The 23,709-nt window shown below is 67.0% G+C and carries 14 protein-coding genes, 1 tRNA gene and 2 rRNA genes; 14 read left to right on the top strand and 3 right to left on the bottom strand.

The window, feature by feature from the left end:
• Positions 1-224: 224 nt before the first annotated feature.
• From P8A20_RS09390 to P8A20_RS09380, 3 genes are all read left to right on the top strand, one after another.
• A 23S ribosomal RNA gene (locus P8A20_RS09390) occupies positions 225-3,349 on the top strand.
• Between the two features lie 79 nt (positions 3,350-3,428).
• Positions 3,429-3,545: ribosomal RNA gene (gene rrf, locus P8A20_RS09385) — 5S ribosomal RNA — on the top strand.
• Positions 3,546-3,799: 254 nt separating this feature from the next.
• Positions 3,800-3,872 (top strand) — tRNA-Thr (locus tag P8A20_RS09380).
• Between the two features lie 45 nt (positions 3,873-3,917).
• Here P8A20_RS09380 and P8A20_RS09375 read toward each other — a convergent pair.
• Both P8A20_RS09375 and P8A20_RS09370 read right to left on the bottom strand, forming a co-directional pair.
• Positions 3,918-4,403 carry a hypothetical protein gene (locus P8A20_RS09375; RefSeq protein WP_147959792.1) on the bottom strand — a complete coding sequence of 162 codons (486 nt, stop codon included), beginning with the start codon at positions 4,401-4,403 and terminating at the stop codon, positions 3,918-3,920.
• A 128-nt stretch (positions 4,404-4,531) separates the two neighbouring features.
• Positions 4,532-7,159, bottom strand: a complete 2,628-nt coding sequence (locus tag P8A20_RS09370; protein ID WP_147959793.1) for a SpoIIE family protein phosphatase — start codon at positions 7,157-7,159, stop codon at positions 4,532-4,534.
• Positions 7,160-7,560: 401 nt separating this feature from the next.
• Here P8A20_RS09370 and P8A20_RS09365 point away from each other — a divergent pair, with 401 nt between their 5' ends.
• From P8A20_RS09365 to P8A20_RS09315, 11 genes are all read left to right on the top strand, one after another.
• The gene (locus P8A20_RS09365) at positions 7,561-12,987 is read left to right on the top strand and encodes a HAMP domain-containing protein (RefSeq protein ID WP_147959794.1); all 5,427 of its coding nucleotides are present in this window, start codon (positions 7,561-7,563) and stop codon (positions 12,985-12,987) included.
• A 244-nt stretch (positions 12,988-13,231) separates the two neighbouring features.
• Positions 13,232-13,912: a response regulator gene (locus P8A20_RS09360; RefSeq protein WP_147959795.1), complete on the top strand. Its 681-nt coding sequence runs from the start codon at positions 13,232-13,234 to the stop codon at positions 13,910-13,912.
• A gap of 110 nt (positions 13,913-14,022) precedes the next feature.
• Positions 14,023-16,803, top strand: a complete 2,781-nt coding sequence (locus tag P8A20_RS09355; protein ID WP_187282155.1) for a DNA translocase FtsK — start codon at positions 14,023-14,025, stop codon at positions 16,801-16,803.
• A gap of 214 nt (positions 16,804-17,017) precedes the next feature.
• Positions 17,018-17,818, top strand: a complete 801-nt coding sequence (locus P8A20_RS09350; protein ID WP_306103321.1) for a helix-turn-helix domain-containing protein — start codon at positions 17,018-17,020, stop codon at positions 17,816-17,818.
• A 167-nt stretch (positions 17,819-17,985) separates the two neighbouring features.
• Positions 17,986-19,464 (top strand): 30S ribosomal protein S12 methylthiotransferase RimO, encoded by a 1,479-nt coding sequence (gene rimO / locus P8A20_RS09345; RefSeq protein ID WP_306103320.1) that lies wholly within the window; start codon positions 17,986-17,988, stop codon positions 19,462-19,464.
• Positions 19,461-20,315: a CDP-diacylglycerol--glycerol-3-phosphate 3-phosphatidyltransferase gene (pgsA, locus tag P8A20_RS09340; RefSeq protein ID WP_147959799.1), complete on the top strand. Its 855-nt coding sequence runs from the start codon at positions 19,461-19,463 to the stop codon at positions 20,313-20,315. Before rimO ends, pgsA begins: the two co-directional genes overlap by 4 nt.
• Positions 20,312-20,824 carry a CinA family protein gene (locus P8A20_RS09335; protein ID WP_147959800.1) on the top strand — a complete coding sequence of 171 codons (513 nt, stop codon included), beginning with the start codon at positions 20,312-20,314 and terminating at the stop codon, positions 20,822-20,824. The genes pgsA and P8A20_RS09335 overlap by 4 nt, the downstream gene beginning before the upstream one ends.
• Before the next feature lie 109 nt (positions 20,825-20,933).
• The gene (locus P8A20_RS09330) at positions 20,934-21,317 is read left to right on the top strand and encodes a helix-turn-helix domain-containing protein (RefSeq protein WP_014153702.1); all 384 of its coding nucleotides are present in this window, start codon (positions 20,934-20,936) and stop codon (positions 21,315-21,317) included.
• 213 nt (positions 21,318-21,530) lie between these two features.
• On the top strand, positions 21,531-22,001 hold the full coding sequence (locus P8A20_RS09325) for a Dps family protein (protein ID WP_147959801.1): 471 nt from the start codon (positions 21,531-21,533) through the stop codon (positions 21,999-22,001).
• A gap of 27 nt (positions 22,002-22,028) precedes the next feature.
• The gene (locus tag P8A20_RS09320) at positions 22,029-22,220 is read left to right on the top strand and encodes a CsbD family protein (protein WP_306103319.1); all 192 of its coding nucleotides are present in this window, start codon (positions 22,029-22,031) and stop codon (positions 22,218-22,220) included.
• A 320-nt stretch (positions 22,221-22,540) separates the two neighbouring features.
• On the top strand, positions 22,541-22,759 hold the full coding sequence (locus tag P8A20_RS09315; RefSeq protein WP_147959803.1) for a hypothetical protein: 219 nt from the start codon (positions 22,541-22,543) through the stop codon (positions 22,757-22,759).
• 122 nt (positions 22,760-22,881) lie between these two features.
• Here the strand turns inward: P8A20_RS09315 and P8A20_RS09310 are convergent, their stop codons facing one another.
• Complete coding sequence (locus tag P8A20_RS09310) at positions 22,882-23,688, bottom strand: Fpg/Nei family DNA glycosylase (protein ID WP_147959804.1); 807 nt, start codon at positions 23,686-23,688, stop codon at positions 22,882-22,884.
• Positions 23,689-23,709: the final 21 nt, after the last annotated feature.

The following is a 23,709-nucleotide window of genomic DNA, read 5'->3' as shown; positions in this document are numbered from 1 at the left end:
GGTGGAACGTTGACTATTCGGCACGACAGGTAACTCACTGCTAGTACTGCTTCGGCGTGGAACGTGGTGAGGGATCGGTCGGGTCGGGCATGCTGTTGGGTATCTGAAGGTACGGCCGGTTACGGTCGCCTTCGGTTGCCGGCCCCAGTGCACTCACCTGTAAGGGTGGGGTGATGGGTGGCTGGTCGTTGTTTGAGAACTGCACAGTGGACGCGAGCATCTGTGGCCAAGTTTTTAAGGGCGCACGGTGGATGCCTTGGCACCAGGAACCGATGAAGGACGTGGGAGGCCACGATAGTCCCCGGGGAGCTGTCAACCAAGCTTTGATCCGGGGGTTTCCGAATGGGGAAACCCGGCAGCCGTCATGGGCTGTCACCCGCTGCTGAACACATAGGCAGTGTGGAGGGAACGAGGGGAAGTGAAACATCTCAGTACCCTCAGGAAGAGAAAACAACCGTGATTCCGGGAGTAGTGGCGAGCGAAACCGGATGAGGCCAAACCGTATGCGTGTGATACCCGGCAGGGGTTGCGCATGCGGGGTTGTGGGAGTTCTCTTGATCAATCTGCCGATTGGTCGGCAAGTCAGAAACCGTTGGTGTAGGCGAAGGACATGCGAAAGGTCCGGCGTAGAGGGTAAGACCCCCGTAGCTGAAACATCAACGGCTTGCTTGAGAACCACCCAAGTAGCACGGGGCCCGAGAAATCCCGTGTGAATCTGGCGGGACCACCCGCTAAGCCTAAATATTCCCTGGTGACCGATAGCGGATAGTACCGTGAGGGAATGGTGAAAAGTACCGCGGGAGCGGAGTGAAATAGTACCTGAAACCGTGTGCCTACAAGCCGTGGGAGCGTCGCTGGCAGCACTTGTGCTGTCAGTCGTGACTGCGTGCCTTTTGAAGAATGAGCCTGCGAGTTAGCGGTGTGTAGCGAGGTTAACCCGTGTGGGGAAGCCGTAGCGAAAGCGAGTCCGAATAGGGCGATTGAGTTGCACGCTCTAGACCCGAAGCGGAGTGATCTAGCCATGGGCAGGTTGAAGCGGAGGTAAGACTTCGTGGAGGACCGAACCCACCAGGGTTGAAAACCTGGGGGATGACCTGTGGTTAGGGGTGAAAGGCCAATCAAACTCCGTGATAGCTGGTTCTCCCCGAAATGCATTTAGGTGCAGCGTCGTGTGTTTCTTGCCGGAGGTAGAGCACTGGATAGGCGATGGGCCCTACCGGGTTACTGACCTTAGCCAAACTCCGAATGCCGGTAAGTGAGAGCACGGCAGTGAGACTGTGGGGGATAAGCTCCATGGTCGAGAGGGAAACAGCCCAGAGCATCGACTAAGGCCCCTAAGCGTACGCTAAGTGGGAAAGGATGTGGAGTCGCAGAGACAACCAGGAGGTTGGCTTAGAAGCAGCCACCCTTGAAAGAGTGCGTAATAGCTCACTGGTCAAGTGATTCCGCGCCGACAATGTAGCGGGGCTCAAGCGTACCGCCGAAGTCGTGTCATTCATACACATATCCCCAACGGGAGTATGGATGGGTAGGGGAGCGTCGTGTGCCGGGTGAAGCAGCCGCGGAAGCGAGTTGTGGACGGTTCACGAGTGAGAATGCAGGCATGAGTAGCGATACACACGTGAGAAACGTGTGCGCCGATTGACTAAGGGTTCCTGGGTCAAGCTGATCTGCCCAGGGTAAGTCGGGACCTAAGGCGAGGCCGACAGGCGTAGTCGATGGACAACCGGTTGATATTCCGGTACCCGCTTTGAAACGCCCAATACTGAATCAGGCGATGCTAAGTCCGTGAAGCCGGCCCGATCTCTTCGGAGTTGAGGGTAGTGGTGGAGCCGACGAACCAGACTTGTACTAGGTAAGCGATGGGGTGACGCAGGAAGGTAGTCCAGCCCGGGCGGTGGTTGTCCCGGGGTAAGGGTGTAGGCCGTGTGGTAGGCAAATCCGTCACACATTAAGGCTGAGACCTGATGCCGAGCCGATTGTGGTGAAGTGGATGATCCTATGCTGTCGAGAAAAGCCTCTAGCGAGTTTCATGGCGGCCCGTACCCTAAACCGACTCAGGTAGTCAGGTAGAGAATACCGAGGCGTTCGGGTGAACTATGGTTAAGGAACTCGGCAAAATGCCCCCGTAACTTCGGGAGAAGGGGGGCCATCACTGGTGAGGGAACTTGCTTCCTGAGCTGGGGGTGGCCGCAGAGACCAGCGAGAAGCGACTGTTTACTAAAAACACAGGTCCGTGCGAAGCCGTAAGGCGATGTATACGGACTGACGCCTGCCCGGTGCTGGAACGTTAAGGGGACCGGTTAGCTGACTTTCGGGTCGGCGAAGCTGAGAACTTAAGCGCCAGTAAACGGCGGTGGTAACTATAACCATCCTAAGGTAGCGAAATTCCTTGTCGGGTAAGTTCCGACCTGCACGAATGGCGTAACGACTTCTCGACTGTCTCAACCATAGGCCCGGTGAAATTGCACTACGAGTAAAGATGCTCGTTTCGCGCAGCAGGACGGAAAGACCCCGGGACCTTTACTATAGTTTGATATTGGTGTTCGGTTCGGCTTGTGTAGGATAGGTGGGAGACTTTGAAGCAGCCACGCCAGTGGTTGTGGAGTCGCCGTTGAAATACCACTCTGGTCGTGCTGGATGTCTAACCTGGGTCCGTGATCCGGATCAGGGACAGTGTCTGATGGGTAGTTTAACTGGGGCGGTTGCCTCCTAAAGAGTAACGGAGGCGCCCAAAGGTTCCCTCAGCCTGGTTGGCAATCAGGTGTTGAGTGTAAGTGCACAAGGGAGCTTGACTGTGAGACCGACGGGTCGAGCAGGGACGAAAGTCGGGACTAGTGATCCGGCAGTGGCTTGTGGAAGCGCTGTCGCTCAACGGATAAAAGGTACCCCGGGGATAACAGGCTGATCTTCCCCAAGAGTCCATATCGACGGGATGGTTTGGCACCTCGATGTCGGCTCGTCGCATCCTGGGGCTGGAGTCGGTCCCAAGGGTTGGGCTGTTCGCCCATTAAAGCGGTACGCGAGCTGGGTTTAGAACGTCGTGAGACAGTTCGGTCCCTATCCGCTGTGCGCGTAGGAATATTGAGAAGGGCTGTCCCTAGTACGAGAGGACCGGGACGGACGAACCTCTGGTGTGCCAGTTGTCCTGCCAAGGGCATGGCTGGTTGGCTACGTTCGGAAAGGATAACCGCTGAAAGCATCTAAGCGGGAAGCCTGCTTCGAGATGAGTATTCCCACCACCTTGAGTGGTTAAGGCTCCCAGTAGACGACTGGGTTGATAGGCCAGATGTGGAAGCCCGGTAACGGGTGGAGCTGACTGGTACTAATAGGCCGAGGGCTTGTCCTCAGTTGCTCGCGTCCACTGTGTTAGTTCTGAAATAACGAACGGCCGTGTTTTGTTCCGGTGTTGGTTAATTTCATAGTGTTTCGGTGGTCATTGCGTTAGGGAAACGCCCGGTTACATTCCGAACCCGGAAGCTAAGCCTTTCAGCGCCGATGGTACTGCAGGGGGGACCCTGTGGGAGAGTAGGACGCCGCCGAACAATTATTCCGGGAAAGCCCCGTGCCCTTGTGGCACGGGGCTTTTCTGCGTTCAGGATCAATCCGGATCAATGGCGTGCGAGTCAGGACCGGGCCTGGGGCGGCCCTCTATCGGTGCCTCCGGCCGGCTCCAGGCACGCCGGTGCGATGCGCGCCCCGGCAGCCTGCTGGTCGCCAGCAGCAGATGGCACGTCAGGTTGGTTTTGAGTACCCCCTCGTTCGGGGTATGCTTTATCTCGTTGCCGCAGGGCAACAGGCCCCAATAGCTCAGTCGGTAGAGCGTCTCCATGGTAAGGAGAAGGTCTGCGGTTCGATTCCGCATTGGGGCTCAGAAACAAGAGAAGGCCCCCGCCCACGGCGGGGGCCTTCTTCCGTTATCCGTCACTCTCTCGACCGTCGACGGGTAGAACCGCCTCCATATCGTCCGTGGTGGTGCCGTCCGGCCTCCGGCCGAAGGAGGCCACGAGGACTGCCTGGAGATCCGCCTGGGGCACCCTGGCCCGGACGTGCTCCAGAGCGGCGGGAAACTCCTCGTCACTTATGACGCCCGAGTGTTCCTGACGCATCCTGCGGATCACCTCGACCAGTTCGGGCCGCAGACGCATCCAGCCGCGGGACGTCCTCGTCTCCGCCTCGACATGGTCCATGAACCAGCGGATCACCGAGTAGGGGATGTCAAGGTGATCCCCGTGGACGTCGAAGCACACCGTCGGCTCCCGTGCCGGATCCTCGTCGGGGACGATCGCGGTGACCACGGTCCGATGCACGGCGACGAGGTCCAGCTCCAGGTACCAGGCGTCGTCGGGCACGGAGTACATCGTGGTGAGCGAGTAGTCGCCGTCGGGCGAGGGGATGGCCATGGCGGCATGCTGCCAGGCGCATGCCGCCGCCGGTGCCTCAGCCCGCACGGGACGCGGTGGGGGCTCAAGGGAGCCCCCACCGCACATCGTGTCCCCCCAGCCGGTACGGAGGGCGCTCAGCAGGGCGTCTAGAAGTTCTGCGGCTCCGGTACGCGCATGGCCAGGATGGCCATGTCGTCGGACGCGGGTTCCGCAGCGAAGCGCTCGACGGCCCGCAGGATGCGTCCCGCCACCGCGCCGGCCGTGAGGCCCGTACACATGGACAGGACGTCGGCGAGGCCGTCGTCACCCAGCATGCGGGTACCCTCGCGGCGTTCGGTGACTCCGTCCGTCACACACAGGAGCACGTCGCCCGGCTCCAGGGTGACCTCCTGCTCGTACAGCTCGAGGTCCTCGATGACGCCCAGCAGTGGCTGAGGTTCGGCCGCCGGCTCCACGGACCCGTCCTGGCGCAGACGCAGGGGGAGCGGATGGCCGGCGCAGACCACCTTGAGGAGAGCGCTTCCGTCCTCCTGGGGCCACAACTCCCCGTAGAGCAGCGTCAGGAAGCGGCTGCGCGCGCCCTCGTCCAGGATCGCGGCGTTGAGCCGCTCGAGCACCGCGGGTCCGCCGAACCCCTCACGGGCCAGCAGACGCAGTGCGTGCCGGGCCAGGCCCGTGACCGCTGCTGCCTCCGGGCCCGTACCGCAGACGTCCCCGATGGCGAAGCCGTAGGCACCGTCGCGGATGGGGAACACGTCGTAGAAGTCGCCGCCGACCTCGTTGCCCTCGCCTGCCGCCCGGTAGATGACCTCGATCTCGACGTTGGGCACATCGGGAAGGCCGGGTGGCAGGAGACTGCGCTGGAGCGACTGGCTGATGGCCATGCGCTCCGAGTAGAGGCGGGCGTTGTCGAGGGCCAGAGCGGCCCGTCGGGACAGGTCCTCGGCCAGCTCCAGGATCTCCTGGCGGAAGTGCTCGTCGGACGGCTTGCCGAGCGTCAGCATGCCGATCACGCGGTTCCTCGCCACCAGAGGCAGGACCACCGTCTCGCCTCCCACGGCGACCGCCGTGGCCAGGACCGTGCGGGCTGCCGCCCCCATGCTCAGCGGCGCGTCCGTGCTCAAGGTGCGCTTGGACGTGCGCAGGGCGGCCTCGTGGCCGGCTTCGGTCGGCGCGGGCCAGAGCCGGGCACCGGGGGCCGGAACCGGCTCCGGCGGGTCGATGGAGGAGAGCAGCGCCTTCAGGCCGTCGATGCGCTCCTCGTCCTCGTGCAGCACGTACGAGAGATACGGCTCCGACGACTGGTCCGCGATGGTGTAGACGGCGCACCAGGTGGCCAGCGTCGGCACGGTCATCTGCGCCATCAGAGCCAGTGTCTGGTCCCGGTCCAGGGTTCCCGCCAGCAGGTCGGAGGCCTCCACGAGGAACGACAGGGAGCCACGCCGCAGGCGCTCCAGTTCGCCGAGCCTCGCCGACTCGACAGCGAGCGCGATACGGTCCGCGGCGAACTGCAGGCGCAGTGCCTCCTCGTTGGAGTACCGCCCGGCGGCTTCGGCCGCGACGCCGAGGGAGCCGGTGAGACGGCCCTCCACCTTCAGTGGCACCGTGACGACAGAGCGCATCCCGGTGTCGCTGAGCAGCGGTACCGCGCCCGGTACGACGGTGAGGTCCTCGTGGACCGCGGGCATGCGCGCGGAGCCGTAGCGGCCCGTGCCGGCCTCGACGGGGACCCGGGCGAAGCGCTGGCGGGCCGAGGGCAGGCCGGTGGTCGCGCGGACCTCGAGCTCGGTCTCGTCGTCGGTGGCCAGGAGCAGGAAGGCCGCGTCGGCGTCCAGCATGTCGCGTGCCCGCTCGACCGTGCGTTGCAGCAGTCCGTCGAGGTCGTCGGGAGCGGGGGAGCCGATGAAGATCTCGAACGGGTCCGTACTGCGGTTTTCGGCCGAAGTGTCGGAGACGGGAGCGCGCACCGGGGTCTGGAGCACGGCGCGTTCGTAGTCGCGGACGAGGAGACAGACGGTGGACGGCTCACCGTCGGCGTCGCGGACTCTGAGATGCGAGGCGTAGACCGGGATGACACGGCCGTCCGCGCCTCGGATGCCGTAACTGCCCTCCCAGCGGGAGAGCTGCAGTGCGTCGGCGATGCCGGTGGAGGTGCCCGGGGTGTGCGGCCACGCCACGAAGTCGGTGAACTGCTTGCCGTCGACCTTCTCGGCGGCGTGTCCGAAGAGGAACGAGGCGTCGTCGTTCCACGCGGCGACGGAGCTGGCGCCGTCGATCTGGACGACGGCCACCCGTACGCGCTGTTCCGCCACGGGCAGGAGAGCCGTGGGCAGGACCGGGCTCGCCGAGCGGATGCCCACGGGGCGCTCGGGGAGGTCGAGCTGGAACCAGACGTGCTTGTGCGTCGGGGTGTACTCGACGCCCCAACGGGAGGCGAGAGCCGCGCAGAGCAGCAGGCCGCGGCCGCCCTCCCGGTCGGGGCTGCCGAAGTCGAGGCCCGAGCTCTGGAGCGGGACCTCACGCTCCGGGTAGTGGTCGGAGACCTCGACGCGTACGCCGTCCTCGGTGCGCAGACAGAGCACATCGGCGGCGGTGCCGGCGTGCACGACCGCGTTGGTCACGAGTTCACTGGTAAGAACGACAGCGTCGTCAACGACGTCCGTGTAACCCCACCCCTGAAGGGTGTCCCGGACGAACGCGCGGGCGGTCGCGACCGAGCGTCCGACCGGATCGAAGGTGGCAGCCGCGCGCGCGGTGATCACAGCACTCCCCATTTGGTGTCTCGTCGCTTCCCCGAGTCCTGTGCCCGTATGTCGCCGCTTCGATTCGCCTGCCAGGCTAGACGCTCGCCCGGTGTCCCGGGTACACGAGGGCGGACTTGGCTACTCAGGACACCCGCGGTCGTGCGCCGGGCGCACAACTTCGGGGCCCCCGGTGAGGGAAATGGGACGACCGGGAGACTTTCCCCGCCCTCCCGTTCCGGCCTGGTACGTTTCAACGATTTGACGACCGCATAGTCACCCGTCGACGGTGTGCTGTGGCGGTGAGCCAAAGTGGAAGTGGGCAAGCTTCCGACAACGGCCCGAGCGATACGGTCAACCCCTGCGGGAGGGACACGGTGGAGTCTGGCGTGGCGGCGCGGGGTTCAGGAACGCGCACAAAAGGCGGGCAGTCCGTGAAAAAGCAGCGCAATGGAACCGTCGATGTGGACGCGGCAGCTCTCAACAGACTGCTCGCGGCCCTCGTGGCGATGCGTGACGGCAACTTCCGCAGGAGGCTCACCGTCTCCGGCGACGGTGTGCTCACGGAGATCGCCGCCGTCTTCAACGAGGTGGCCGACCGCAACCTGCACCTGACGGGCGAGCTCGCCCGTGTGCGGCGTGTGGTCGGACGCGAGGGGAAACTCACCGAACGCCTGGAGACAGGAGCCTGTGAGGGCTCCTGGGCTGCCGCGATCGATGCCTCCAACGAGCTCGTCGACGACCTGGCGCGCCCTGTGTCCGAAGTCGGACGCGTACTCTCCGCGGTCGCCGACGGTGACCTCGAGCAGCGGATGGAACTGCGTACGCACGCGGCGGACGAGACGGTACGCCCGTTGCGCGGTGAGTTCCTCAAGGTCGCCCGTACGGTCAACAACCTGGTCGACCAGCTGTCCGCGTTCACCGAGCAGGTGACGCGGGTCGCCGTGGAGGTGGGTACCGAGGGCAAGCTGGGAGGCCAGGCCCAGGTCCGCGGTATGTCCGGGTCGTGGAAGGACCTCACGGACTCCGTGAACACCATGGCCTACCGGCTCACGGCCCAGGTGCGCGACATCGCCCTGGTGACGACAGCCGTGGCCAAGGGAGACCTGTCACGGAAGGTCACCGTCCATGTGGCCGGTGAGATGCTCCAGCTGAAGAACACCGTCAACACGATGGTCGACCAGCTGTCCTCGTTCTCCTCCGAGGTGACCCGGGTCGCCCGCGAGGTGGGTACCGAGGGAGAGCTCGGAGGACAGGCGACGGTGCCCGGGGTCGCCGGGGTCTGGAAGGACCTCACCGACTCCGTCAACACGATGGCCGGGAACCTCACGTCCCAGGTGCGTGGCATCGCCGAGGTGACGACAGCCGTCGCGAACGGTGATCTGTCCCAGAAGGTCACGGTGAGCGCCCGCGGCGAGGTCGCGCAGCTCGCCGAGACGATCAACCAGATGACCGAGACCCTGCGTACCTTCGCGGACGAGGTGACGCGCGTCGCGAGCGAGGTCGGCGGCGAGGGGCTCCTCGGTGGCCAGGCCCAGGTGCCGGGCGCCGCGGGCACCTGGAAGGACCTCACGGACTCGGTCAACACGGTCTTCCGGAACCTGACGACGCAGGTGCGTGACATCGCGCAGGTGACCACCGCGGTGGCCAGCGGCGACATGACGCAGAAGGTCACGGTCGACGTGGCCGGCGAGATGCTGGAGCTGAAGAACACCGTCAACACGATGGTGGACCAGCTCCAGGCCTTCGGTTCGGAGGTGACCCGGGTCGCGCGGGAGGTCGGCGTCGAGGGGCGCCTCGGCGGTCAGGCCGAGGTTCCCGGGGCGGCCGGGACCTGGAAGGACCTCACCGACTCGGTGAACACCGCCTTCCGTAACCTCACGGGCCAGGTGCGTGACATCGCGCAGGTGACCACGGCCGTCGCCAACGGCGATCTGTCGCAGAAGGTCACCGTGGATGTCGCCGGCGAGATGCTGGAGCTGAAGAACACCGTCAACACGATGGTGGCGCAGCTGTCCAACTTCGCCGACCAGGTGACACGGATGGCCCGGGACGTGGGCACCGAAGGCCGTCTGGGCGGTCAGGCCCGCGTCGACGGTGTCTCCGGTACCTGGAAGGAGCTCACCGACTCCGTCAACTTCATGGCCGGGAACCTGACCTCCCAGGTGCGCCAGATCGCTCAGGTGACCACGGCGGTGGCGCGGGGTGACCTGTCGCAGAAGATCGACGTGGACGCCCGGGGCGAGATCCTGGAGCTGAAGAACACGATCAACACCATGGTCGACCAGCTCTCCGCCTTCGCCGACCAGGTGACGCGGGTCGCCCGTGAGGTGGGTACGGACGGACGCCTCGGCGGCCAGGCCCAGGTGCCCGGTGTGGCCGGTGTGTGGCGTGATCTGACCGACTCGGTGAACGGCATGGCGGGCAACCTGACCGCCCAGGTCCGGAACATCGCGCAGGTCGCGACGGCGGTGGCCCGGGGTGACCTGTCGCAGAAGATCGACGTGGACGCCCGGGGCGAGATCCTGGAGTTGAAGAACACCCTCAACACCATGGTCGACCAGCTCTCGAACTTCGCGGAGCAGGTGACGCGGGTCGCCCGTGAGGTGGGTACGGAAGGCATCCTCGGCGGCCAGGCGGAGGTGCAGGGCGTCTCGGGTACGTGGAAGGACCTCACCCAGTCCGTCAACGGCATGGCGAACAACCTGACGCTTCAGGTGCGCAACATCGCCGAGGTGACCACGGCGGTCGCGAAGGGTGATCTCTCCAAGAAGATCACCGTCGACGCCAAGGGCGAGATCCTCGAACTGGTCACGACCGTCAACACGATGGTCGACCAGCTCATGAACTTCGGTGACGAGGTGACCCGGGTCGCGCGCGAGGTGGGTACCGAGGGCATTCTCGGCGGTCAGGCCCGGGTGCGTGGGGCCACGGGCATCTGGAAGGACCTCAGCGAGAACGTCAACCTGATGGCCAACAACCTGACCAACCAGGTGCGCAACATCTCCAGGGTCTCGTCCGCCGTCGCCAACGGTGACCTGACGAAGAAGGTGACGGTCGAGGCTCGCGGTGAGGTCGCGGAACTCGCGGACACCGTCAACACCATGGTGACGACTCTGTCCTCGTTCGCCGACGAGGTGACCCGGGTGGCCCGCGAGGTGGGTACCGAGGGAGAGCTCGGCGGCCAGGCGCGTGTGCCGGGTGTCTCGGGCACCTGGAAGGACCTCACCGAGTCGGTGAACTCGATGGCGTCGAACCTGACCGGCCAGGTTCGCCAGATCGCCACGGTCACCACGGCCATCGCCAAGGGCGACCTCACCAAGAAGATCGACATCGACGCGCGCGGTGAGATCCAGGAGCTGAAGAACACCATCAACACGATGGTCGACCAGCTCTCTTCCTTCGCCGAGCAGGTGACCCGGGTGGCCCGTGAAGTGGGTACCGAGGGGCAGCTGGGCGGACAGGCCCGGGTCCGGGACGTCGACGGAACCTGGCGCGACCTCACCGAGTCGGTGAACGAGATGGCCGGGAACCTGACCCGTCAGGTGCGTGCCATCGCGGCCGTCGCCACCGCGGTGACCCGGGGCGATCTCAACCTCAAGATCGATGTCGACGCCGCCGGCGAGATCCAGGTCCTGCAGGACAACATCAACACGATGATCGCCAACCTGCGCGACACGACGCTGGCCAACAAGGAGCAGGACTGGCTCAAGGGCAACCTCGCCAGGATCTCCGGCCTCATGCAGGGCCGCCGCGACCTGGACGACGTCGCCTCGCTGATCATGAGCGAGCTGACGCCGGTCGTCTCCGCGCAGCACGGCGCGTTCTTCCTGGCCATGGCCACGGGTGACACCGAGGAGGTCGGCGAGGGCGGCAAGGACAGCTCGTACGAGCTGCGCATGCGCGGCAGTTACGGCTACTCGGCGGGCTCCATGCCGACCTCGTTCCGGCCGGGTGAGACGCTCATCGGCACGGCTGCCGAGGAGAAGCGGACGATCCAGGTGGACAACGTACCGGCGGGGTACCTGAAGATCTCCTCCGGCCTCGGCGAGGCGCCGCCCGCGCACGTGATCGTGCTCCCGGTGCTCTTCGAGGGCCAGGTGCTCGGTGTGATCGAGCTGGCGTCGTTCCAGCCGTTCACGCACATCCAGCGGGACTTCCTCAACCAGCTGGCCGAGATGATCGCCACGAGCGTCAACACCATCAGCGTCAACACGAAGACCGAGAAACTCCTCGAACAGTCCCAGGAGCTCACCGAGCAGCTTCGCGACCGTTCGCAGGAGCTCGAGAACCGGCAGAAGGCGCTGCAGGCATCCAACGCCGAGCTCGAGGAGAAGGCCGAACTGCTGGCCCAGCAGAACCGCGACATCGAGGTGAAGAACACCGAGATCGAGGAGGCGCGGCAGGTCCTGGAGGAGCGCGCCGAGCAGCTCGCCGTCTCGATGCGATACAAGTCCGAGTTCCTCGCGAACATGTCGCACGAGCTGCGTACGCCGCTCAACTCGCTGCTCATCCTGGCCAAGCTGCTCGCGGACAACGCCGAGGGCAATCTCTCGCCGAAGCAGGTGGAGTTCGCCGAGACGATCCACGGGGCGGGCTCCGACCTGCTCCAGCTGATCAACGACATCCTCGACCTGTCCAAGGTCGAGGCGGGCAAGATGGACGTCAGTCCGACGCGGATCGCCCTGGTGCAGTTGGTGGACTACGTGGAGGCGACCTTCCGGCCGCTCACCGCGGAGAAGGGGCTCGACTTCTCCGTGCGGGTCTCCCCGGAGCTCCCCGCCACGCTGCACACGGACGAGCAGAGGCTGCTGCAGGTCCTGCGCAACCTCCTGTCCAACGCGGTCAAGTTCACCGACAGCGGCGCGGTGGAACTGGTCATCAGGCCGGCGGGCGCCGACGTGCCGAACGCCATCAGGGAGCACCTGCTGGAAGCCGGTTCGCTGCGTGACGCCGACGGAGACCTGATCGCCTTCTCGGTCACAGACACCGGTATCGGCATCGCGTCGAGCAAGATGCTGGTGATCTTCGAGGCGTTCAAGCAGGCGGACGGTACGACCAGCCGCAAGTACGGGGGGACGGGTCTGGGTCTCTCCATCAGCCGGGAGATCGCCCGTCTGCTGGGCGGCGAGATCCACGCGGCGAGTGAGCCCGGACGTGGTTCGACCTTCACCCTGTATCTGCCGCTGCACCCGAGCGAGCTGCCTCCGCAGGGTTACCCGCAGTTGGGGGCCGGGCCGGTCGAGGCCCACGAGGGCCCGGCCGAGGGCGCCCTGCACCTGGAGGCGTCACAGAGCACCGAACCGCCGCTGGGGGATCCGGCCAACTCGGCCGGGGTGTTCCGGCGCCGCCGCAAGGCCCTGGGTGGAGCGGCGCAGCGGCCCGCCCTGGCGAACGGCAGTTCCCGGGCGGAGGCCGCCGCGGCCCCGGAGGAGTGGGTGCAGAGCGATCAGGAACAGCCGGAGAACCGCCGGACGTTCCGTTTCCGCGGGGAGAAGGTGCTGATCGTCGACGACGACATCCGAAACGTCTTCGCCCTCACCAGCGTGCTGGAGCAGCACGGGTTGTCGGTGCTGTACGCGGAGAACGGGCGGGAAGGTATCGAAGTCCTTGAGCAGCACGATGATGTGACGATCGTTCTGATGGACATCATGATGCCCGAGATGGATGGCTATGCGACGACGACGGCGATCCGCAGGATGCCGCAGTTCGCGGGGCTGCCGATCGTCGCGCTGACCGCCAAGGCGATGAAGGGCGACCGCGAGAAGGCGATCGACTGCGGAGCTTCCGACTACGTGACGAAGCCGGTCGATTCCGATCATCTGCTGTCGGTGATGGAGAATTGGATGCGCGGAGAGTGACCGTGCGGGGAGCTGCTCGCCGGAATCCGCCGGCGGGCTGTGCCCTGGAGGGTGTGAGTGGGCGGATTCCGGGGAACCTTCTGGTCTTCGACCGCGTTTTCGCTATGTGCACAGTGACATCGCGGTGACAGGGTGTGGTGACGGGCGGGGTGCAGCTACCATGACCGGCACAAGGACGGACGGCGTAAGGGAGTCGTCCCCTGGGGCGGCACCCGGTGCGATTCCGGGGCGAGGAGGGCGGGCCATGGTGCAGAAGGCCAAGATCCTCCTGGTCGATGACCGGCCGGAGAATCTGCTGGCGCTGGAGGCCATCCTCTCTGCGCTCGATCAGACACTGGTCCGGGCATCGTCAGGGGAGGAGGCGCTCAAGGCGCTGCTCACAGACGATTTCGCGGTCATCCTGCTGGATGTCCAGATGCCCGGTATGGATGGGTTCGAGACGGCTGCGCACATCAAGCGGCGGGAGCGGACCCGGGACATCCCGATCATCTTCCTGACCGCGATCAACCACGGCCCGCATCACACCTTCCGGGGTTACGCGGCGGGAGCGGTGGACTACATCTCGAAGCCCTTCGATCCCTGGGTGCTGCGCGCCAAGGTCTCGGTCTTCGTCGAGCTGTACATGAAGAACTGCCAGCTGCGGGAACAGGCGGCGCTCCTGAGGCTTCAGCTCGAGGGCGGCCCTCATCAGGGCGTCGACGAGAAGGAGCCGGCCGGTCTGCTCGCCGAGCTCTCGGCGCGGCTCGCCGCGGTCGAGGAGCAGGCGGAGGCCCTCTCCAAGCAGTTGGACGACGAGTCCGCGGACGCGGCAGCCGTGGCCACCGCGGCGCATCTCGAGCGCAAGCTCACCGGACTGCGTCGAGCCCTCGACGCGCTGGAACCGGGCGCGGGCGGTTCCGCGGCCACGCTTCCCTCGCAGAGCTGACCTGCCCCGACTGAAGGGGCGTCAGTTCGGCGCCCGCACAAGGGCGACACGGACGGGTGAAGCAGTGGGCACACGTGTCCACCGGCGTAAGCACCGGTAACCTCAGTCACATGGCCTCACGTACGTCCGGCAAGGGTTCCCTGGGCACGGCGGGCACCGCGAAGGGTGCCGGCCGTACGCAAGGACCGGCGAAGAAAGCCGCGCCCGCCAAGAAGGCGGCTGCGAAGAAGGCAGCGCCCGGCAGGAAGGCGCCCGCGAGGAAGGCCGCGGCGAAGAAGCCCGCGCCGAAGCCCGCGCCGTCCCCCACTGGAGGCGTGTACAGGCTCGTGCGCGCGCTGTGGCTCGGCACCGCGCACGGAGTCGGGGCGGTGTTCCGCTCCATAGGGCGCGGTGCGAAGGGACTTGACCCGGCCCACCGCAAGGACGGACTCGCCCTGCTCCTCCTCGGCCTCGCACTCGTCGTGGCGGCGGGCACGTGGTCGCACCTCAAGGGCCCCGTCGGCGACCTCGTCGAGATGCTCGTGACCGGCGCGTTCGGCCGGCTCGATCTGCTGGTGCCGATACTGCTGGGCGCCGTGGCCGTGCGGCTGATCCTCTACCCGGAGAAGCCCGAGGCCAACGGCCGTATCGTCATCGGGCTCTCCGCGCTCGTCGTCGGAGTGCTCGGCCAGGTCCACATCGCCTGCGGGTCGCCGGGCCGCGAGGACGGCACCGGTGCCATGCACGACGCGGGCGGGCTCATCGGCTGGGGCGCCTCGCAGCCCCTCGTCTTCATGATGGGCGAGGTCCTCGCCGTACCGCTGCTCCTGCTGCTGACCGTGTTCGGACTCCTCGTCGTCACCGCGACCCCGGTCAACGCCATCCCCCGCCGGCTGCGGCAGCTGGGCGTCAGGCTCGGCATCCTCGACCCGGTGGAGGTACCGGGCGAGGAGGACGGGAGCGACGACGAGCGGTACGAGGAGCAGTGGCGTGAAGCGCTGCCCGAGCGTTCACGGCGTTCCCCGGGGCGCCGCTCGGAGGCGGACGGCGTACACGACCCCGATCAGGCCGAGGGAGAGGCGCTGGCCAAGCGCCGCCGCCCTCGCAGGCCGTCCGCACAGCCCGCGATGAACCGCTCCATGGACGCCGTCGACGTCGCGGCAGCCGCCGCTGCCGCACTCGACGGGGCCGTGCTCAACGGGATGCCCCCGTCGCCGGTCGTCGCGGATCTGACCCAGGGTGTCTCCACGGACCGGGACCGGGAACGGACCGGGACCCCGGTCCCCGGTGCGCGCTCGGCCGGGAAGGCGGTGTCCGGCGGCGGGGGAGCGGAGAAGGGCGCCTCGTCCTCCGGTGGCGTCCCCGATCTGACGAAGCCGGCACCCGAGCGGTCCGAGTCGCTCCCCACCCGTGCCGAGCAGCTCCAGCTCTCCGGCGACATCACCTACTCGCTCCCCTCGCTGGACCTGCTGGAGCGCGGTGGTCCCGGCAAGACGCGCAGTGCCGCCAACGACGCGGTCGTCGCCTCACTGACCACGGTCTTCACCGAGTTCAAGGTCGACGCGGCCGTCACCGGTTTCACCCGTGGCCCGACCGTCACCCGGTACGAGGTGGAGCTCGGGCCCGCCGTCAAGGTCGAGCGGATCACCGCCCTCACCAAGAACATCGCCTACGCGGTCGCCAGCCCGGACGTCCGGATCATCTCCCCGATCCCCGGCAAGTCCGCCGTCGGTATCGAGATCCCCAACTCCGACCGGGAGATGGTCAATCTCGGTGACGTCCTGCGCCTGGCCGACGCGGCCGAGGACGATCACCCCATGCTCGTCGCGCTCGGCAAGAACGTCGAGGGCGGCTACGAGATGGCCAACCTGGCGAACATGCCGCACGTCCTGGTCGCCGGTGCGACCGGCTCCGGCAAGTCCTCCTGCATCAACTGCCTGATCACCTCGGTCATGGTGCGGGCGACGCCGGAGGACGTGCGCATGGTGCTGGTCGACCCGAAGCGGGTCGAGCTCACCGCGTACGAGGGCATCCCGCACCTCATCACTCCCATCATCACCAACCCGAAGAAGGCCGCCGAGGCGCTCCAGTGGGTCGTGCGGGAGATGGACCTGCGCTACGACGACCTCGCGGCCTACGGCTTCCGGCACATCGACGACTTCAATCACGCGGTACGCACCGGCAAGGCCAAGGCCCCGGAGGGGAGCGAGCGGGAGCTGTCGCCCTACCCGTACCTCCTGGTGATCGTCGACGAGCTGGCGGACCTCATGATGGTGGCCCCGCGGGACGTCGAGGACTCCATCGTCCGGATCACCCAGCTGGCGCGCGCCGCCGGCATCCACCTGGTGCTAGCCACGCAGCGGCCCTCGGTCGACGTCGTCACGGGCCTGATCAAGGCCAATGTGCCGTCCCGGCTCGCCTTCGCCACCTCGTCGCTCGCCGACAGCCGGGTCATCCTCGACCAGCCAGGAGCCGAAAAGCTCATCGGAAAGGGTGACGGTCTGTTCCTGCCGATGGGGGCGAACAAGCCGACCCGCATGCAGGGGGCCTTCGTCACCGAGGACGAGGTCGCGGCCGTCGTCCAGCACTGCAAGGATCAGATGGCGCCGGTCTTCCGCGAGGACGTGGTCGTCGGCACCAAGCAGAAGAAGGAGATCGACGAGGACATCGGCGACGACCTCGATCTGCTCTGCCAGGCGGCCGAACTGGTCGTGTCCACGCAGTTCGGCTCGACGTCGATGCTGCAGCGCAAGCTGCGGGTCGGCTTCGCCAAGGCCGGTCGGCTGATGGACCTGATGGAGTCACGCAACATCGTGGGTCCCAGCGAGGGTTCCAAGGCCCGCGATGTCATGGTGAAGCCGGACGAACTCGACGGAGTGCTGGCCGTCATCCGTGGGGAAACCGCTTCGTAAGAGTTTTGTGGGCAACCGTTTCGCCCGGCCGTACGTCAAGTTGAAGAAAGGAGCAGCGGGATGATCCGTCCGGTGCTCCGTCCACCGTCCTGCCCGAGGGGCTGACCGGCGATCCCGATGGCGTACAAAGTCGTCGCTCCCGGTTGCCCCACCCTTTCGTACCACCCCTAGACTGAACATCCAGCAGGTGGCTCACGCTCGAAAGGCGCCCCCCGTGTCCATCGGCAACTCCCCCGAAGACGACCGGCCTTCGATCGGTCGCGCGCTTCAGCAGGCCCGCATCGCCGCGGGTCTGACGGTCGAGGAAGTCAGCAGCTCAACCCGGGTGCGCATCCCCATCGTGCACGCGATCGAGGAGGACGACTTCTCCCGCTCCGGCGGCGACGTCTACGCCCGCGGCCACATCCGCATGTTCGCCCGCGCCGTCCGGCTCGACCCCGATCCGCTGATCGCGGAGTTCGACGCCGAGCACGGTGGCCGTCCCGCTCCCACACCGGCGGCACCGCTGTTCGAGGCGGAGCGGATCCGCTCCGAACCCCGTCGGCCCAACTGGACCGCGGCCATGGTCGCCGCGATCGTCGCCGTGGTCGGATTCGTCGGCTTCACGCTCTTCAACGGTGAGGACGAGGGTTCTGGCTCGGCACAGGTGGCCGAAGGCTCGACCCCCGACAAGACCACGACCAAGCCCGCCACGACCAAGCCCGCCGACCCCAAGCCGGCGCCCTCCGAGAGCGTCATCGCCGCAGCTCCGCGGGACAAGGTGACGGTCAGGCTCAGCGCCACCGAGGGCAGGAGCTGGATCTCCGCCAAGGACCACAACGGGCGGCTGCTCTTCGACGGCCTGCTGAACAAGGGCGACTCCAAGACCTTCCAGGACAAGGAGCGGGTCGACCTCGTGCTCGGCGACGCCGGAGCGATCGATCTCTTCGTGAACGGCAAGAAGGTCGACGACGAGTTCGAATCCGGTCAGGTCGAACGGCTCTCGTACACCAAGGGTGACCCCGAGGTCGGCTGACCTCTCCGCCCATGCCTTCCCGACGGTGTGTGCCCGGCAGAAGCGCCGGACACGCACCGTTGTCGTTGTCCTGCCGTTTTCCCCGCTGCACCCGCCGTTCGGTCACTCCCCGTAGCGGTGAACCCTGCTAGGTAGGGCGAGTGCCGGGACAAAGTAGTCTTGAGCCCATGCCCGAACGCCGTACCGTCGCCCTTGTCACTCTTGGCTGCGCCCGTAACGAGGTGGACTCGGAGGAGCTCGCAGGCCGCTTGGCAGCGGACGGCTGGGACCTCGTCGAGAACGCCACGGACGCTGATGTCGCCGTAGTCAACACCTGTGGGTTCGTCGAAGCCGCCAAGAAGGACTCGGTCGACGCCCTGCTCGAAGCCAACGATCTGAAGGATCACGGCAGAACCCAGGCCGTCGTGGCCGTCGGCTGCATGGCCGAGCGCTACGGCAAGGATCTCGCCGAGGCGCTGCCGGAAGCGGACGGTGTCCTCGGATTCGACGACTACGCCGACATCTCCGACCGCCTGCAGACCATCCTCAACGGGGGCATCCACGCCTCCCACACCCCGCGCGACCGGCGCAAGCTGCTCCCGATCAGCCCGGCCGAGCGGCAGAACGCCGCAGTCGCGCTGCCGGGGCACGCCCAGGAGATCACGCCGGCCCCCGCGGACCTTCCGGAAGGGATCGCGCCGGTCTCCGGGCCGCGCGCGCCGCTGCGCCGCAGGCTGGGGACCAGCCCGGTCGCCTCGGTGAAGCTCGCCTCCGGCTGCGACCGTCGCTGCTCCTTCTGCGCCATCCCCTCCTTCCGTGGTTCCTTCGTCTCCCGCCGCCCCTCGGACGTCCTGGGGGAGACGCGCTGGCTCGCCGAGCAGGGCGTCAAGGAGGTCATGCTCGTCTCCGAGAACAACACCTCGTACGGCAAGGACCTCGGGGACATCAGGCTCCTGGAGACCCTGCTGCCCGAGCTCGCCGACGTCGACGGGATCGAGCGGATCCGCGTCAGCTACCTCCAGCCCGCCGAGATGCGGCCCGGGCTGATCGACGTCCTCACCTCGACGCCCAAGGTCGCCCCCTACTTCGACCTCTCCTTCCAGCACTCCGCTCCCAAGGTGCTGCGGTCGATGCGCAGGTTCGGGGACACGGACCGCTTCCTCGAGCTCCTGGACACCATTCGGTCGAAGGCTCCGCAGGCCGGTGCGCGGTCGAACTTCATCGTGGGATTCCCCGGTGAGACGGAAGCCGACGTGGCGGAGCTGGAACGCTTCCTCACCGGCGCGCGCCTGGACGCCATCGGGGTCTTCGGTTACTCCGACGAGGACGGCACGGAGGCGGTCGGTTACGAGAACAAGCTGGACGCCGACGTCATCGCGGAGCGCCTCGCGCACATCTCCCAGCTGGCCGAGGAACTGACCTCGCAGCGCGCGGAGGAGCGGGTCGGCGAGACCCTCCAGGTCCTCGTCGAGTCCGTCGAGGACGAGGAGGACGGACCCGTGGCGGTGGGCCGAGCCGCCCATCAGGCTCCCGAAACGGACGGCCAGGTCGTCTTCACCACACGCGAAGGGCTCGTGCCGGGCCTTATGGTCGAAGCGAAGGCAGTGGGCACCGAGGGAGTGGACCTCGTGGCCGAACACCACGAGCTTGCGGAGGCAGCCAGATGACGGGAGCCCCGGCATCCGCGGCGGGCGGCTCCGGCGCGACGCCGGCGCACCGCGGCGGCAAGCTGGGCGCGGCGGCCGTCAACCAGGCCGGCCTGTGGAACATCGCGAACATCCTCACGATGGTGCGACTGCTGCTCGTCCCGGGCTTCGTCATGCTGCTCCTGCACGACGGCGGCTACGACCCGGTATGGCGGTCGTTCGCCTGGGCGGCCTTCGCCGTCGCGATGATCACCGATGTGTTCGACGGCCATCTGGCACGTACGTACAACCTGGTCACCGATTTCGGGAAGATCGCGGACCCGATAGCGGACAAGGCGATCATGGGCGCGGCCCTGATCTGTCTCTCCTCGCTGGGGGATCTGCCCTGGTGGATCACCGGCGTGATCCTCTTCCGTGAGCTCGGCATCACGCTCATGCGCTTCTGGGTCATCCGGCACTCGGTGATCCCGGCCAGCCGCGGCGGCAAGGTCAAGACACTGGCCCAGGGCATCGCCGTGGGCATGTACGTCCTGGCGCTGACGGGCCCCCTGGCAACCTTGCGCTTCTGGGTGATGATGGCCGCGGTCGTGCTGACGGTCGTCACCGGTCTCGACTACGTACGCCAGGCCGTCGTCCTGCGCCGGCGCGGTCTTGCGGCGGAGCGGGCCGCGGCCATGGAAGCCGTCGCGATGGCCGCGGACGTGGAGGGCGCCACCGGTGGGCAGTGCGCCACGGACGAGGTACACGGTGCGGCCGAGGGCGTCGTGGAGCCGGTCGTCGAGCCGGCCGCGGAGTCTCTCGGGGAACAGCTCGGGGAACCCGTCGGGGAGCGCGTGGCGGGTGGCCGGGGCACCACGGAGGCGGAGCGGTGACGTCCGCGGCGGCCCGGGTGCTGCGGCAGCTCCAGGAGCGAGGTGAGACGCTCGCGGTCGCCGAGTCCCTCACCGGTGGCCTGGTGGCCGCCGAGCTCACCGACGTACCAGGGGCCTCGCAGTGTTTCCGCGGGTCGGTCACGGCCTATGCCACACCCCTGAAGCGGGACGTGCTGGGCGTCGACGGCGCACTTCTGGACGAGCGCGGAGCGGTGGACCCCTCCGTCGCCGAGGCGATGGCCTCGGGCGTGCGCCGGGTCCTCGACGCGGACTGGGGCGTCTCGACCACCGGAGTCGCGGGCCCGGAGCCCCAGGACGGCAAGGCCGTCGGAACCGTCTTCGTCGCCGTTTCCGGGCCGCGTGGGGTACGGAAAGTCGCCGAGCTGAGGTTGAACGGCGGGCGGGCGGACATCCGTAAGGAGAGCGTACGGAGCCTGCTCGAGCTGCTCTCCGGCGAACTCGGCGAATATGCGAGGGCACAGGATACGGAACAGAACGGGGGGAATTGATGTTTGCAGCCCTGAGTGAACACGACATCGCTCCCCGCACGGCCGCAGCGCAAGGCGGTACGGTGGGGCGTGAAGGATGCGGCTACGCGGTCCGAGGAGGGAGCCACCGATGATTCTGCTCCGTCGCCTGCTTGGTGACGTGCTGCGTCGGCAGCGCCAGCGCCAAGGCCGTACTCTGCGCGAAGTCTCCTCGTCCGCCCGAGTCTCGCTCGGCTATCTCTCCGAGGTGGAGCGGGGGCAGAAGGAGGCATCCTCCGAACTGCTCTCCGCCATTTGCGACGCGCTGGACGTACGGATGTCCGAGCTCATGCGTGAAGTGAGCGATGAACTGTCGCTGGCAGAGCTGGCCGAGTCGGCAGCAGCCAGTGATGCGGTGCCTGTACCAGTACGCCCGATGCTCAACTCCGTCTCCGTTGCGTCGGTCGCCGGCGTACCGACCGGACGGGTGACCATCAAGGCGCCCGCGGAAGCGGTGGATGTCGTCGCCGCCTGACCGCACGGTTCGTGGTGAACGAAAGCCCCGGCCGGCCCTCGTGGGCCGGCCGGGGCTTTCGCGTGCCGGGTGAATGCCTGCCGATTCGCGGGGCAGGCGCCTGGTGAGGCCGGAGGTCAGCTCTCCGGAACAGCCACTCGAATGACTGTTTTGTCCCATGTGTGACATTGTGGACAGGTGGTCAATCGAACAGCTATCTGAACGGAGAAGTGCATGTCTGTCGTGAAGAGCGCCCTGTCCGACGGCGACCGCAAGGTCGTGGGAGACGCGCTGCAAGGCGCGCTGGTCGACCTGGTCGACCTTTCCCTGGTGGCCAAGCAGGTCCACTGGAACGTGGTCGGCCCGCGCTTCCGCTCCGTGCACCTCCAGCTCGACGAGGTCGTCGACACGGCGCGTCAGCATTCGGACACCGTCGCCGAGAGGGCTTCCGCAGTCGGCGTCAACCCGGACGGCCGGTCCCGCACGCTCGCGAAGACCACGGCCATCGATTCCGTGCCCGACGGCTGGATCAAGGACGTCGACGCGGTGCGTGTACTCGTCGACGCCCTCCGCGTGGTCATCGACCGCATGCGGGAACGGATCGAGGCGACCGACGAACCGGATCCCGTCAGCCAGGACATCCTGATCACGATCACCGCGGATCTCGAGAAGCACGCCTGGATGTTCCAGGCCGAGAGTGCCTGAAACCGTAGTCGAGAGGAAGGAATCGCCGTGACGGACAAGAAGGCCATGGACAAGCTCAAGGGCAAGGCCAAGGAAGCGACCGGGAAGGTCACCGGCGACCGCCGCAAGGAGGCCGAGGGCAAGACCGATCAGGCCAAGGCCAAGGCGGAGGGCGCCATGGGAGCCACCGGCGACCGTGCCAAGGGCATGAAGGACTCGCTCACCGACGACGACAGGTGAAGAGACCCCCACCTGATGGTGCTCGGTGTGCCCCCGCGGACTTCGTTCCCGGGGGCACCGGCATGTCCGGGGGCGGACAGGTCGGGGGGATGTGGTGGCGGAGGGCGCTGAGGACGGACTGCGGGCCGGGACCGCGCCGTGGGATGCAGTCGGCGCCGACCCGGGGGAAACTGCGGAAGAGGTCCGGGGCTTGCCTACGCCTTGCGGCAGCCCCAGGACAGGGAGAGGGCGCACTGGCGCCCGGCTCGCGCCGAGGGCGCACCGATGCGCCCTCCCGGCAGGAGATCGTGCCGTACTAGCGTCAGCCGGAGGAGGCAGCCATGGTGCGGCGATGGGTACCGGCGCTCGTCCTCGGAGGCGTGTGGTGGTGGGCCGTCCTGCGGCTGCTGCTGAAGCCGGAACACGCGGGACTTGTCGAGGGCGCGGTGGCGGCCGGGGGGTGGGGGCTGAGCCTTCTGCCGGTGCATGTGGCGGCTGCTGTACGGCCGGAGCGGCCCGCCGAGGAGCCCGGGGCGGAGCGGACCGACATATCCACCTAGCTCCTCGACGTGAAGCGGCCGGTGCCGACGGAGGCCCGCACGGATACCGGTCAGGTGCTGACGGGGACGCGTGCGGATGCCGACGGCCGATGTGCGGATGCGCAAGGGGTGCGTACGCGCACTCAGTCTGTGGGGCCGGTCTGACAGTGCGGGCACCAGTAGGTGGGGCGGTCGTCGCGAACGGTCTTGCGGATGGGGGTACGGCACCTCAGACAGGGGCGGCCGGCCCTTCCGTAGACGAAGAGACGCTCCTGAGGGAGCCTGCGGGACATGACGGGGGTGGCCCCGGTCGTGGTCCGCACGGGACGGTCACGATTGGCTTCCAGGAGCTGCTTCGCCGTGCTGACCAGACGGGTGGCGATGGGGAGGGGGAGCTCGCCCACCGGGAGCCAGGGCGTCGCGCGCGCCATGAAGCAGAGCTCGCACATGTAGACGTTGCCGACACCTGCCAGATTCCGCTGGTCCAGAAGGGCGTCCCCGACGCGGCGGCCCGGGTCGGCCAGCAGATTGCGCAGAGCGGTGTCGGGATCCCAGTCAGGTCCCAGCAGATCGGGGCCCAGGTGGCCCACCACCTGCTCTTCGTCCTCCGTGCGCAGGAGTTCCAGGACGGGTAGCCGATAGCCGACGGCGGTGTGCTCCGCGGTGGCGAGCACGGCGCGGATCTGGTGGGAGGGGCCGCCTCGCCAGCGCTCGCCGTGGTCGAACACCCGCCAGGCGCCTTCCATACGCAGATGGCTGTGGAGCGTGAGACCGCCTTCGAACCGGGTCAGCAGATGCTTGCCGCGTGCCGTGACGTCCAGCACCGTCCGGCCGGTCAGGTCGGCTGTCGCGAACCGTGGGACCCGTAGGTCGGAGACGGTCAGCACCCCGCCCGCGAGCGCGGAGTCGAGACGCTTGGCGGTCTGGAGGACCGTGTCACCTTCGGGCATGCATCCATCATGCGCGGTCAT

It is taken from the genome of Streptomyces sp. Alt3 (assembly GCF_030719215.1).
Taxonomy (GTDB): domain Bacteria; phylum Actinomycetota; class Actinomycetes; order Streptomycetales; family Streptomycetaceae; genus Streptomyces; species Streptomyces glycanivorans.
The sequence above is the reverse complement of the archived record's forward strand: the minus strand, read 5'-3'. Positions and strand labels throughout refer to the sequence as shown.

Excerpts from the sequence above, each read along its gene's own strand:
- P8A20_RS09375 (WP_147959792.1), bottom strand. The coding sequence starts at position 4,403 with ATGGCCATCCCCTCGCCCGACGGCGACTACTCGCTCACCACGATGTAC.
- P8A20_RS09370 (WP_147959793.1), bottom strand. The coding sequence starts at position 7,159 with ATGGGGAGTGCTGTGATCACCGCGCGCGCGGCTGCCACCTTCGATCCG.
- P8A20_RS09360 (WP_147959795.1), top strand. The coding sequence starts at position 13,232 with ATGGTGCAGAAGGCCAAGATCCTCCTGGTCGATGACCGGCCGGAGAAT.
- P8A20_RS09355 (WP_187282155.1), top strand. The coding sequence starts at position 14,023 with ATGGCCTCACGTACGTCCGGCAAGGGTTCCCTGGGCACGGCGGGCACC.
- rimO (WP_306103320.1), top strand. The coding sequence starts at position 17,986 with ATGCCCGAACGCCGTACCGTCGCCCTTGTCACTCTTGGCTGCGCCCGT.
- pgsA (WP_147959799.1), top strand. The coding sequence starts at position 19,461 with ATGACGGGAGCCCCGGCATCCGCGGCGGGCGGCTCCGGCGCGACGCCG.
- P8A20_RS09330 (WP_014153702.1), top strand. The coding sequence starts at position 20,934 with ATGATTCTGCTCCGTCGCCTGCTTGGTGACGTGCTGCGTCGGCAGCGC.
- P8A20_RS09325 (WP_147959801.1), top strand. The coding sequence starts at position 21,531 with ATGTCTGTCGTGAAGAGCGCCCTGTCCGACGGCGACCGCAAGGTCGTG.
- P8A20_RS09315 (WP_147959803.1), top strand. The coding sequence starts at position 22,541 with ATGGTGCGGCGATGGGTACCGGCGCTCGTCCTCGGAGGCGTGTGGTGG.
- P8A20_RS09310 (WP_147959804.1), bottom strand. The coding sequence starts at position 23,688 with ATGCCCGAAGGTGACACGGTCCTCCAGACCGCCAAGCGTCTCGACTCC.